Raw genomic sequence first — 12,603 nt, 5'->3', positions numbered from 1 at the left:
CCCCGTTGGGTTCCATCAAATTCTCGCGGCGACCCAGACCGGCGTGGTGGAGCTCGCCCAAGCGGCACGCGAGCGCCGGGGAGGAAATAGGGTGTCGGCATGGAGTCCCTGATCGTCGACCATCCCCTCGCAGCCGCGCGTCTGACCACGATGCGTGACGAGACCACCGACAACGCCGGATTCCGGGCTGCGCTGTCCGACCTCACCCAGATGCTGATCTACGAGGCGCTTGCCGGTGCGCCGCGCGCCGACGTCGCGATCAACACGCCGATGACCGCGCACACGGGATCGAGGCTGGCATCCCCGCCTCTCCTGGTCCCGGTCCTGCGGGCCGGCCTCGGGATGGTCGAGCAGGCGCACGCGATGGTGCCCGAGGCGCATGTCGGTTTCGTGGGCCTCGCCCGCGACGAGGAGACCGCACAACCCGTGCCGTACCTGGAGTCGCTGCCGGAGGACCTGTCGGGACGGCCGGTGTTCGTCCTCGACCCCATGCTCGCCACCGGCGGCTCCATGCTCCACACCATCGAGTTGCTGGTCGCCCGCAATGCCACCGACATCACCGCCGTGTGTGTCGTCGCCGCACCTGAAGGGGTTGCGGCGCTGGAGAATTCCGGTCACCCGTGCCGGCTCGTCGTGGCTGCCGTGGACGACGGGCTCAACGAGGTCAACTACATCGTGCCCGGTCTCGGTGACGCGGGCGACCGGCAGTTCGGTCCGAGGTATTCGTGAGTATGGCTGAACCTCGCGCGGCACGTCGCTGAGACAAGCCACACGTCGTCATTCAAAGGCCCTCATGACCCGCCCTGATGTTCTTTTCGCCGAACGCCGCCGTCTGGTACTGGCAGGATGCTTCGTCGATCACCGATCACGGACGGCCGCTGCGGTGGGCCGCCGGACGGTTTGAATGCTCGAGCGACGGCCGAGAAACGGGTCGACGGCTACCGCGTTCACGGCGAAGCCGGCATGACAGATCACTCCAGCCGCCCCACCTGTCACCCAACGAACCCCGGTGCGACGTGAACGTCGAATCATCGAGCTACGCCTATCTCCCCGCCGGGACGCAGCTCCTATTGCCACGCATCTACTGCTGCGAGATCGACCGTCGAGGCGGTGCTGCGCCGATACGGGATGCCACTGTTGCGACACCTCGCCCAGGCCACCGCGCTGCCGGTACGCCGAACCCCACCGCGCCGCTTAGATCACGGCGCTCCCGGAGGCCTCCATATCGTCGACGACCACACTCGGCTGCGTACTCCGAGATCCTCACCGACGAACGCACAGAGACCGATACGCAATTCTGGGGCCGGGCACGCCCTTCTTCCACGCGCACGGCATCACGGACAAGAGTTGTTGACCGACTACGGCGGCAGTTGCCGCCCAGGGCTTTCCGCGCATGCCCTCGGCCATGAGATCGCGCACCAGAGACCCGTCTGTACCGGCCACAGACCACAACAGAGTTGAACGCTTCCACCGGTTGCTCGCCTCGGAAAGGGCCTACGCGAGGTCTACACCACTGAGGCCGCCCGAGCGGCGACCTACGACGACTGGCTGCACGACTACGAAAACCACCGAATCCACACCGGTATCGGCGGATTCGCCCGAACGCCTACGCGTCCACAACTTCACCGGGGCTACAGCGAGTCCGCGGCAAGAACACCGTTGGAAGAACGAATTCCGAAACGGGTGTGACTGAAGTTCACCACTGTCATCGATCCACGCACTGCAAACGCACGGTGGACGAAAAGCGCTGCACAGTCATTGGTTTCGTAATTTCTGGGCTTGTGGAGTTTTCTCGTAATCGAATGGATGTTCCTGTACCTTGGAGTCATGTCAGAGCTAGCCACTCTCCTCGATCAACTCATCGAGACCACCCCACCCGCCGACGACCCCACCGGCAGAGCAACATTCGACGCCCTCGACACATGGCGCCTGATCCGCAACCTTGCTGATCATCAGATCGTCACCCACGCAGCGCAACTCGACGAACTCGGCGTCGCGCAGAAAGCCGGCAGTACCACCAAGAAGTTGCTGATCGAAAGCGGCCACGCACCTGCCGCTGCTCTTCGCACCGTGCGAAGTGTCAACGCCCTACCGACGCTGCCCGTGGTGGCGCGTCACGCGGCCGACGGGAGACTGGCTGGCGAGATCGTCGACGCCATCGTGCGCGGGGTGAACGAGATCGAGAAACGTTGTCACGAAGGGCTTTCCGACGACGATCGCACCCGGCATGAGAGCGAGCTCGTCGCCCAGGCGCTGTCGGGCGCGACACCGACTGAAGTACTCAAGCACGCTCGAGCCATCGGCAACACACTCTGCGACGACTCTGACACCGGTGTACCGGCGGCCGACGACCCATCGCTGAACTCGGTCAACGCACACACCACCGACGACGGCCGCGTCGAGGTCCGTGCCGATCTCACCCAGGTGGTCGGCGAGAAGTTCCTGGCCATGATCGACGAACGCTCCTGCCCAAAACCCGAACCCGACGGAGCCGAGGATCGTCGCACCGCCGAGCAACGCCGCGCCGACGCTTTCGAGTTGATCCTCGACCAAGCCGCGATCGGCGCGACCATCGATACCGTTGGTTCCCCGCGCACGCAACTGATGCTGACGATCCCCGCGACCGGAGAGCTGGCAACGCTGCCGTGGACCGGGACGGTCAGCCAAGCGACCGCCAAAAAGGTGTCGTGCGACGGGTCCCTGACCGAGATAATCCTCGACCGTGAGGGCGTACCGCTGCAGATGGGTCACACCCGCCGGTTGTATCCGGCACACCTCCGCAAAGCAATCATCGTGCGCGACGCCTGCTGCATCAAATGCGGTGCACCACCCTCACATACCCAAGTCCACCACATCCGGTCATGGGCCGACGGCGGACCCACCGACCTCGACAACGGCTGCCTGCTCTGCCAACGCTGCCACACCCAGGTCCACCACCACGGCTGGGACATCGTCATTGGTTACGACCGGCACCCGTGGCTCATCCCACCCGCGTCGATCGACCCGCACCGCCGGCCACTACCCGCCTACAACCGACGCACCATGCGACTCGACGACGCCGCCTGACCACACCTTCGCGCAGCACCTTCCGCACCCGGGCCACACCCGGGACCGAACCTGTCCCTTGACAACTCAACAGTGTCACCCCAGCGGCAACCGCCCGTACGAGACCGGAACGTCTCGTCGTCGTGGGTGGAAGGCGACTGCCGAGCGCCGAATGAGGGCCCGGACCTGGGCCAGTGCTGCCGGGTGTTCCAAACTGCCGGGGACGGTGGTCGTCTGTGCCCCAGGCGAACTGGCGGCACGTCCAAGCGGGGGCGGCAACGTCGGCGTGGCAACGGTCGTCCCGTCACGCACGCTTCGAATTACGGTGACCGGGCTGCGCCGAACCGCGGTCAGCGAGGTGCGGCGGGTCTCAGCCGGGCAGCGACCAGTACGCGAGCATCGGCTCCTCGGTGAGCACGGCGCCGCCGTCGACGATGGTGAGACTTGTCGGCGAGACGAGGTAACGCACCGAACCGTTGCGCGCCTCGAAGGTGTCGCCGGTGCGGGTCGGGAACTGGAGTTCGATCCCGCCCTCGGGTGCGGCGCCCTTGTAGTACAAGCGGCCCGTCTGGGTGCCCACCTGGCAGATCACCACGCGCGACCGGGCGGTCTGTCCGACGGCCACGGCGGGGTCGTCGGCGGCGTTGCAGCGGGGGCCGCTGGTGAATCCCTGCCAGTCCGCGCCGGCGACGGTGGGGGTCGGCCGGACCGGGGGCGGCGGCGTCGTGGTGGTGGTCGCGGTGGTGGGGGTCGTCGTCTCCGCGGGGCGGGTGACGGTACTCGTGAAGGTCGACGCCGACGGTTGTCCGCCGTCCGCGCTGTCGCGGTCCGCGGACTCGTCGTCCGCGGGGATCAGGAGCAGCGCCGCGAGGACGCCCACCACCACCAGCAGCACGCCCGCGCCGATCGCCACCAGCACCGCCGGCGACGACCACGGGGACCGAGGCGGGCCAGGTGGCACCGGGCCCTGCGGGTAACCGCCCGACGGATAGCCATACTGGGGATAGCCGCCTGGACCGCTCGGTGGATAGGTCATCTCGCTCCTTCGGTTCGGCCGGCCGCCGGTTCCGTTCGGTCCTACAGTTCGCCGATGATCCGGGCCAACAGCTCGCCCATCCGGGTTGCCGACGCGCGGCCGACCTCCAGGACCTCTGCGTGGCTCAGGTGTTCGCCGGTCATGCCGGCCGCGAGGTTGGTGACAAGGGAGATGCCGAGCACGTCGAGTCCGGCGGCGCGCGCCGCGATGGTCTCGTGCACGGTCGACATCCCGACCAGGTCCGCACCCATCGTCCGCAACATCCGGATCTCGGCGGGGGTCTCGTAGTGCGGGCCGGGGAGCCCGGCGTAGACCCCATCGGCGAGGCCCGGGTCGATGCCGCGCGCGATCTGTCGCAGCCGCGGTGAATACGCATCGACCAGGTCGACGAACTGGGCCCCGACCAACGGGGAGCGGGCCGTGAGATTCAGATGATCCGAGATGAGCACGGGTTGCCCGACCGACATGTCCTCGCGCAGACCGCCCGCCGCGTTGGTGAGCACGACGGTGTGGACACCGGCCGCGGCTGCGGTGCGGACCGGGTGGACCACGCGAGCGAGGTCGTGGCCCTCGTAGGCGTGAATACGTCCCAGCATCAACAGGACTCGTCGATCACCGATCCGGACGGAGTGGACCACGCCGCCGTGGCCGGCGGCCTTGGGCGGGACGAATCCCGGGATCGACGCCATCGGCAACGAGCGGATGGGCCGCCCGAAGGCGTCGGCGGCGGGTGACCATCCCGACCCGAGGATGACGGCCACATCGTGTGTAGCGGCGTCGGTCTCGGCAGCGATCGTGGCCGCGGCGACGATGGCCGCGGCATCGGGGTCGGCGGTGGGCTCCATGCGCCAACCCTAAACCGTTCCCCGGCCCACACGGCCGCGCGTCGCACCGCGCCGACCGATCGGGTCGGTGGCGACGAGACCGGGAGCGATAAGGTCGGGACATGCCATTTCTGAACGGTGACGGGGAGGTCGTCGAGCTCCATCTCGGAGCGCGCGGTGAGGAGATCAGCGAGTCCAATCCGGAGAACCGCTTCCGGGCCGACTGGTTGGACGAGGTCGATGCACTGCTGGACCAGGTGGTCGCCGACCCGACACGACCGCTGGTGATCACCGCCACCGGGAAGTTCTTCTCCAACGGCCTGGACACCGACCACATCTTCGCCGCTCCCGACCAGCTGCCCGGTTACCTCGACCGCGTGCACGCCCTGTACGCGAAGGTGCTCACCCTGCCCGTTCCGACGGTCAGCGCCGTCAACGGACACGCCTTCGGCGCCGGAGCGATGCTCGCGTTGTGCACCGACCACGTCCTGATGCGCACCGAACGCGGTTTCTGGTCGCTGCCCGAGGCCGCTCTCACCATGCCGTTCACCCGTGGGATGGCCACGTTGCTGCGCACCCGACTGACCGATCGCACCGCCACCGAGGCGATGTACACCAGCCGGCGGTACGGCGCCGACGACGCGGTGCGTGCGGGAATCGTCGACGAGGCCGTGGACGCCGAGCTCCTCGTGAAGCGGGCCACCGAGATCGCGGCCGCCCGCTCCGCGACCGCCGGACCCAACCTGGCGCTGATCAAGCGCGGACTCCGTGGCCCCCTGCTCGACGACCTCGCACGTCAGACCCCGCCCGGAGTCTTCTGATGTCGGCCGCGGGAGCGGACTTCGCCGCGGCGGACGATCCCATCGACGCCTGGCTGGCCGAGCACGGCGGCGATCTCATCGCGTGGCGCCGGCAGATCCATGCGCATCCGGAACTGTCCCGGCAAGAGGTCCGCACCACCGAGCTGGTGATGAGCGAGCTCACCGCTGCCGGACTCACCCCGCGCCGGCTGCCGCTGGGCACCGGAGTGGTGTGCGACCTCGGTCCCGCCGGTGAGCCCCGTATCGCGCTGCGCGCGGACATGGATGCCCTGCCGGTGACCGAACACACCGGCCTGCCGTTCACCTCGGCGGTGGAGGGCGCGTCGCACTCGTGCGGTCACGACGCGCACACGGCCATCCTGATCGGCGTCGCGAAGCTCCTCGCCGCGGCCGAACCACTTCCGGTCGGCGTGCGTCTGATCTTCCAGGCCGCCGAGGAGGTCATGCCCGGCGGAGCCCTCGACGCCATCGAGGCGGGCGTCACCACCGGTCTCGGCCGCATCTTCGCCCTGCACTGCGACCCTCGCCTGCCGGTCGGCACGGTCGGCCTGCGGTCCGGCCCGTTGACGTCCGCGGCCGACCACATCGATCTGCAACTGCACTCGGCCGGCGGGCACACGTCGCGGCCGCACCTCACCGGGGATCTCATCTACGCGATGGGCACGGTGATCACCGGCCTGCCCGGGGTGCTGTCGCGACGGATCGACCCGCGTTCGGGCACGGTGATGGTGTGGGGCGCGGCGAATGCCGGCAGCGCCGCCAACGCCATCCCGCAGGAGGGTCGCATGCGCGGCACGGTCCGCACCGGCGATCACGCCACCTGGGCCCAGCTCGAACCGCTGGTCCGCAGCGTCGTCGGCGAGCTGCTGGCACCGCTCGGCGTCCGTTACGACCTCTCGTACTTCCGCGGGGTGCCGCCGGTCGTCAACGACGAGGTCGCGGTCGGGATGTTCGAACGGTCGGTCGCCGCGATCGGGCCCAACGCGATCGCGGACACCCCGCAGTCACCCGGCGGCGAGGATTTCTCCTGGTATCTCGAACACGTGCCGGGAGCGATGGCCCGCCTCGGCGTGTGGGACGGATTCGGACCGCAGGTCGATCTGCACGCGCCCAACTTCGATCTCGACGAACGTGCCCTCGCCATCGGTGTGCGCGCGCTCGCCGGGATCGTGCTGAACGCGACCAGCGCCGCCGGCTAGGACACCTCGTTCTATTCCGCGGGCCCCGGTCCGGGTCCGACATTGCGCGACTCGCGCAACCGGAGGTCCTGCACATACTCCGCGGGTGCGCCGGCGATCTCCGCCGCCTCGGCCATGACGCCGAGGTAGCGCGCCGAGGGCAACCCGCCCTCGAAGGCGTCGAGGACGTACAACCAGGCCAGTACCGGGCCGTCGGCGGTGTCGACGCGGGCGCGGATCTTGCGGTGGATGCCGAGCTCGGAACCCTCCCACCGGTCGAGCAGATCCTCATCCTCGGTGGTGACGTCGTAGAGAACCACGAACACCCGGGCGTCGGGGTCGTCGCGGTCCTCGGTGACCGTGGCCAGGGACCCCTCCCACCCGATGTCGCCGCCGCCGAACGTCAGACGCCAGCCGCGGAGCCATCCGGTGCCCGACATCGGGGAGTGCGGCGCGCGCTCGGCCATCTGCTCGGGATGCATGTTGGATCCATAGGCGGCATAGATGGGCACGGATGGAGCCTAGATGGTCTCCGCCGAGTCCGGAAGGCGACACCGTGGCCCGGCCCCGGTGTGCGACCACGTTCACAACGACGGACCCGCCCGACTAGTTTGGTAGGCGGCGCGAACGGGGTCGACCGTCTCGCGCGACCCGAGGAGCGTGTCACCCCGCGTTCCCGTCGAGCCACGACACACAGCCGGGCGCAGCTTCCCCACGAAGGACGCGGCGAGCCGGCGTGGAGAACAGGAGTCACAGTGACCAGGATCGTCATCATCGGCGGAGGACCCGCGGGTTACGAGGCGGCGCTCGCGGCGGCCGCCTACGGGGCCGACATCACGGTGATCGATTCGGACGGGATCGGCGGTGCCTGCGTGTTGTGGGACTGCGTCCCGTCCAAGACGTTCATCGCGTCCACCGGCATCCGCACCGAGGTCCGTCGCGCCGTCGACCTGGGCATCAACATCAAGACCGACGACACCTCCGTCACGTTGCCGCAGATCCACCAGCGGGTCCGCGACCTCGCGTTCGCCCAGTCCGCGGACATCCGCTCGCGACTCATCAGCGAAGGCGTGACGCTCGTCTCCGGTACCGCCGTGCTCGACGAGCGGCAGGTCGGCGTCTCGACGCATACCGTCGTCGCGACCCTCGCCGACGGAACCACCGAACGCTACGACGGCGATGTGGTCCTGCTGGCGACCGGCGCCTCGCCCCGCGTGCTGCCCGACGCCCAGCCCGACGGCGAGCGCATCCTCACCTGGCGTCAGCTCTACGACCTCGAGGAGCTGCCCGAGCACCTCGTCGTCATCGGTTCCGGCGTCACCGGCGCCGAGTTCGTCCACGCCTACACCGAACTGGGCGTCAAGGTGACGCTCGTGTCGAGCCGCGACCGGGTCCTCCCGCACGAGGACGAGGACGCCGCGCTGGTGCTCGAGGACGCACTCGCCGAACGCGGCGTCGAACTGGTCAAGCACGCCCGCGCCGACAAGGTCGAGCGGCACGGCGATTCGGTCACCGCGCATCTGGCCGACGGCTCGACCGTGACCGGCAGTCACGTGCTGATGACCGTCGGTTCGGTCCCCAACACCACCGATCTCGGACTCGATCGTGCCGGGGTCGCGGTCGGCAAGGGCGGTTACATCGAGGTCGACCGGGTGTCCCGCACGTCGGTCGCGGGGATCTATGCGGCCGGCGACTGCACCGGGCTGTTCCCGCTGGCATCGGTGGCCGCCATGCAGGGCCGCATCGCGATGTACCACGCACTCGGCGAGGGCGTGAGCCCGATCAAGTTGAAAACCGTTGCGTCCGCGATCTTCACGCGACCGGAGATCGCCACGGTGGGGGTGTCGCAGAACGCCATCGACACCGGTGAGTACCCGGCGCGCACCGTGATGCTGCCGTTGGCCACCAACCCGCGCGCCAAGATGAGCGGTCTGCGCCGGGGCTTCGTGAAGATCTTCTGCCGGCCGGCCACCGGTGTGGTCATCGGCGGTGTCGTGGTGGCGCCGAACGCCTCCGAACTGATCCTGCCCATCGCCCTCGCGGTGCAGAACAAGCTCACCGTCGGTGATCTGGCCCAGACGTTCTCGGTGTACCCGTCGCTGACCGGGTCCATCACCGAGGCGGCGCGGCAGCTGGTTCGGCACGACGACCTGGACTGAGCGCCGCCCGCCCGCTGTGCACAGCCGGTGCCGGTGTGCGCCGCCGGGTGCGTCGTCACGGTAGGGTCGGACGAATTCGTTCGTCCCGGCCGGCGACCAAGGGGGTGTCGTGAGCTCGCCGCAGCAGTCCTACAACACCTACGGCAGTCGCAACGACCGCGCGTTCGCTCGCGGTCGCACGCAGTGGGCGGGCATGAGCATCGACGAGATCCTCGACGTCCTGAGCACGATGGAACCCGGTCGTGCCGGCGGTGACGTCAACACGATCCTGCAGGCGATCGAGTCCGTCCGCCGCGCGGCCGAACGGATGCACGCGATGTTCGGCGACGGCATGCTCGGTCAGGCTTCCGACGCGGCGCTGGAGGCGGGCCGGTCGCTGTCGGCCGATCTGGCGACAACCTCGGAGACCGCCGGTCAGATCGGGGATGCGCTGGCCGGCGCGACGGGCATCCTCGGGTCGGCTCGCGGGCAGGAGGGACGGTTGCGTGAGCTACAGCAGCACATCCGTGACAATCCCGAGGACGCGCCGGCGGTCCGGCACGAGGTCGACCGGGCGATGACGGGCGCCTACTCCTCGCCGATGATCGGGCTGCAGCGCTCCCTGCCGAACGACCCGTCCGGGGCGAACGGGGTGACCGCAGGACTCGGCGGCGGGCCGACCGCAGGCGGTTCCGGGGCCGCGGGCTCCGGGCCGGACGCTCCCCGCGGTCAGGCCGCCAACACCGTCGACGCCGGCGACTTCGGGCGTGCCACTCCGACTGCCGGGCCGGTGCCGGTCGCTGCGGGCGGTCCACCGCCCGGTGGCGGCGGACCCGGTGCGTCGTCGACGCCGCCAGGGCCTGCGGGTCCGGGCGGCGGACCATCCGGTCGTGGCAACACGGACGGCCCCGACGGGTTGGTGCGTGGTGGTCGGGCGACGCCCGAGTCGACGACCCGCGGCGCCGCGGCTCCGGGAACGCACCGGTCGGAGGGCGCCGACGGGATCGGCGAGAACAGCGGATCCGGTTCCGGTGCCGGTGCGCCGGCGAGTGGAGGCGCCGGGGTCCCGGTCGCGATGCCCGCTCCCGGCTTGCTCCCACCCGCATCGGCGCCGACGCCGACCCCGGGCGCCGGCGGCTCACCGACGCCGGCGACCCCCGCCACCGCCGGGCCGGTTGCCCAGCGCCCGACGGGGATGCCGCTCGCCGGGGCCCCGGGCGGCGGACGGCGGCCCGGCGCCGACGACGACAGCCACCGGGCCGCGCCGTACCTGCACACACGGGAACACGGCGCGCAGCTCGTCGGCGACATGCCGCTCGTCGGTCCGCCCGTCATCGGCGACTGGATCCGGCAGGCCTCCCCGGCGGTCGACGACGCCGCGCCGGCCGGGCCGGATCAGGCCTTGTCCCTGCGGCCCGCGGCACCCGGCGACGCCGTCTCCCGGACCCCCGTCGACGGTGCGGCGCAGGGGATCTCGGACGACACCGGTGCACCGGCGGGCGGTTCGGCCACGTCGAAACCGGAGACCGTGTGAACGCCGGACTGAAGCGTGTCGACCGGTTACCGGGCGGCGTCGCCCGCCTCGTCGACTCGGTGCCCGACGAAGACCTCACGGCGTGTCTGCACCTGATCGTCGCGACCGTCCTGGACGTCACGGCGGTCTCGACGCCCGAGATCCGGGAGGCGATCAGCCAGTGGCGGCGGCAGGGCGGTGCGTCGACGGCCGGCATCGCACGTCTGCGGCTCGTCGCGGCACAGCACGACTTCGACGCCTTCGCGCATCAGCGTCGTGGCGACGTGGACGCCCAGCGCGACAGCTTTCGCCGCGCCCGCGCCGTTGACTGCCTGGTAGCCGCGATGTCGACGCCCGCCGCTGGTGAGTCACTGCGCGATGCGCTCCGCGAATCGGCCTACGAGGCCGCCGCGGCACTGGGCGGCACGGCCGGTGTGGTCGCCATCCTCGCCGACCACGTGATGTGAGGCGGCGGCGCCGTCGCGCCGGTCAGGTCAGGCCGAAGCTGTGCTCGACGGCTCGGTTCCATCCCGCGTAGAGGCGGTCGCGGTCGTCGGCGGCCATCCCGGGCTCCCACCGGCGGTCTTCGGCCCAGTTGGCGCGGATGTCGTCCTCGCTCTCCCAGAAACCGACGGCCAGGCCGGCCGCATAGGCCGCGCCCAGAGCGGTCGTCTCGTTCACGACCGGCCGCACGACGGGTACGTCGAGGATGTCGGCCTGGAACTGCATGAGCAGTTCGTTCACGACCATTCCGCCGTCGACCTTGAGCGTCGACAGTTCGACCCCGGAGTCGGCCTGCATCGCCTCGATGACCTCCCGCGTCTGAAAGGCGCTGGCTTCCAGTGCGGCTCGGGCGATGTGGCACTTGTCGGCGAACCGGGTGAGACCCACGATGACGCCGCGGGCATCGGGGCGCCAGCGCGGCGCGAAGAGTCCGGAGAACGCCGGCACGAAGTAGACGCCGCCGTTGTCGTCGGCCCCGGCCGCCAGCTTCTCGACGTCAGATGCCTGCGGGATCAGGCCGAGATTGTCACGCAGCCACTGGATGAGCGAACCGGTCACCGCGATCGAACCCTCCAGCGCATAGCGGGCCGGCTCGTCGCCGATGCGGTAGCAGACGGTGGTGAGCAGTCCGTGCTCACTGAAGACCGGCTCGGTACCGGTGTTGAGAAGCAGGAAGTTCCCGGTGCCGTAGGTGTTCTTGGCCTCGCCGGGGTCCAGGCAGGCCTGGCCGAACGTCGCTGCCTGCTGGTCCCCGAGGATGCCCGCCAGCGGCACGCCCGGTAGCGGTCCGTTGCCGCGAAGGGCGCCGAAATCGCCCGAGGAGCTGCGGATCTCGGGCAGCATGGCCATCGGGATGCCCATCTCGGCGCAGATGTCGGGATCCCACTGCTGAGTCCGGAGGTCCATGAGCATCGTCCGCGAGGCGTTCGTGACGTCGGTGACGTGCTGGCCGCCGTCGACGCCGCCGGTCATGTTCCACGCCATCCAGGAATCCATGGTGCCGAAGCACAATTCACCGTTCTCGGCGCGTTCGCGGAGGCCGTCCACCGAGTCGAGGAGCCAGCGGGCCTTCGGGCCGGCGAAATAGGTGGACAGCGGCAACCCGGTGCGGTCGCGATAGCGGTCCATGCCCACGTCGCCGGCGAGCTCGGTGCACAGGTCGTCGGTGCGCGTGTCCTGCCAGACAATGGCGTTGTGCACCGGCTTGCCGGTCTCGCGATCCCAGATCACGGTGGTCTCGCGCTGGTTGGTGAGTCCGCACGCGACGATGTCCTTGGCGGTCAGCTCGGCCGAGGCGAGGGCCGCGGCGCCGACGCGGCGCGTGTTGCGCCAGATCTCGGCGGCGTCGTGTTCCACCCAGCCTGCCCGCGGAAAGATCTGTTCGTGTTCGAGCTGCTCGACGCCGACGACGCGACCCTCGTGATCGAAGATCATCGCCCGGGTCGAGGTGGTGCCCTGGTCGATCGCCGCCACGTATTTGCCTGACCTACCCACGCCGGACAGTGTCGCACGCTGTCGAGGTCGTCGAGATCAATTAGGCTCGG

11 protein-coding genes and 1 pseudogene are annotated in these 12,603 nt (G+C 69.7%); 8 read left to right on the top strand and 4 right to left on the bottom strand.

Features of this window, described 5'->3' with window-relative positions:
• Positions 1-99 precede the first annotated feature (99 nt).
• The 3 genes and pseudogenes from upp (at position 100) to KB201_RS00880 (ending at position 3,066) form a co-directional block, all read left to right on the top strand.
• Entirely contained in the window at positions 100-729 is a 630-nt protein-coding gene (gene upp / locus KB201_RS00890; protein ID WP_058250653.1) for a uracil phosphoribosyltransferase, read from the top strand.
• Positions 730-806: 77 nt separating this feature from the next.
• A pseudogene (locus KB201_RS00885) lies at positions 807-1,689 on the top strand (integrase core domain-containing protein).
• Positions 1,690-1,806: 117 nt separating this feature from the next.
• Positions 1,807-3,066, top strand: coding sequence for an HNH endonuclease signature motif containing protein (locus KB201_RS00880; RefSeq protein WP_211538159.1), 1,260 nt, complete (start codon positions 1,807-1,809; stop codon positions 3,064-3,066).
• Between the two features lie 349 nt (positions 3,067-3,415).
• Here KB201_RS00880 and KB201_RS00875 read toward each other — a convergent pair whose 3' ends face one another.
• Both KB201_RS00875 and KB201_RS00870 read right to left on the bottom strand, forming a co-directional pair.
• On the bottom strand, positions 3,416-4,081 hold the full coding sequence (locus KB201_RS00875; RefSeq protein WP_078112066.1) for a hypothetical protein: 666 nt from the start codon (positions 4,079-4,081) through the stop codon (positions 3,416-3,418).
• A gap of 41 nt (positions 4,082-4,122) precedes the next feature.
• Complete coding sequence (locus KB201_RS00870; RefSeq protein ID WP_078112065.1) at positions 4,123-4,926, bottom strand: purine-nucleoside phosphorylase; 804 nt, start codon at positions 4,924-4,926, stop codon at positions 4,123-4,125.
• A 101-nt stretch (positions 4,927-5,027) separates the two neighbouring features.
• Here KB201_RS00870 and KB201_RS00865 point away from each other — a divergent pair, with 101 nt between their 5' ends.
• Positions 5,028-5,726: an enoyl-CoA hydratase/isomerase family protein gene (locus KB201_RS00865; RefSeq protein WP_211538158.1), complete on the top strand. Its 699-nt coding sequence runs from the start codon at positions 5,028-5,030 to the stop codon at positions 5,724-5,726.
• The gene (locus KB201_RS00860) at positions 5,726-6,925 is read left to right on the top strand and encodes an amidohydrolase (RefSeq protein ID WP_058250648.1); all 1,200 of its coding nucleotides are present in this window, start codon (positions 5,726-5,728) and stop codon (positions 6,923-6,925) included. Before KB201_RS00865 ends, KB201_RS00860 begins: the two co-directional genes overlap by 1 nt.
• A gap of 11 nt (positions 6,926-6,936) precedes the next feature.
• Here KB201_RS00860 and KB201_RS00855 read toward each other — a convergent pair whose 3' ends face one another.
• Positions 6,937-7,416: a gamma-glutamylcyclotransferase gene (locus KB201_RS00855; RefSeq protein WP_004021668.1), complete on the bottom strand. Its 480-nt coding sequence runs from the start codon at positions 7,414-7,416 to the stop codon at positions 6,937-6,939.
• Positions 7,417-7,659: 243 nt separating this feature from the next.
• On the opposite strand from KB201_RS00855, the gene KB201_RS00850 reads away from it, so the two are divergent.
• The 3 genes from KB201_RS00850 (at position 7,660) to KB201_RS00840 (ending at position 11,022) form a co-directional block, all read left to right on the top strand.
• Positions 7,660-9,063, top strand: coding sequence for an NAD(P)H-quinone dehydrogenase (locus tag KB201_RS00850; protein ID WP_058250647.1), 1,404 nt, complete (start codon positions 7,660-7,662; stop codon positions 9,061-9,063).
• Between the two features lie 109 nt (positions 9,064-9,172).
• Positions 9,173-10,576: a hypothetical protein gene (locus KB201_RS00845; RefSeq protein WP_211538157.1), complete on the top strand. Its 1,404-nt coding sequence runs from the start codon at positions 9,173-9,175 to the stop codon at positions 10,574-10,576.
• Positions 10,573-11,022 carry a hypothetical protein gene (locus KB201_RS00840; protein WP_223258846.1) on the top strand — a complete coding sequence of 150 codons (450 nt, stop codon included), beginning with the start codon at positions 10,573-10,575 and terminating at the stop codon, positions 11,020-11,022. The genes KB201_RS00845 and KB201_RS00840 overlap by 4 nt, the downstream gene beginning before the upstream one ends.
• A 22-nt stretch (positions 11,023-11,044) precedes the next feature.
• On the opposite strand, the gene glpK is transcribed toward KB201_RS00840, so the two are convergent.
• Entirely contained in the window at positions 11,045-12,532 is a 1,488-nt protein-coding gene (gene glpK, locus KB201_RS00835) for a glycerol kinase GlpK (protein ID WP_211538249.1), read from the bottom strand.
• Between the last annotated feature and the right edge of the window lie 71 nt (positions 12,533-12,603).

It is taken from the genome of Gordonia sp. SCSIO 19800 (assembly GCF_018132775.1).
GTDB lineage: Bacteria > Actinomycetota > Actinomycetes > Mycobacteriales > Mycobacteriaceae > Gordonia > Gordonia hongkongensis.
The sequence above is the reverse complement of the archived record's forward strand: the minus strand, read 5'-3'. Positions and strand labels throughout refer to the sequence as shown.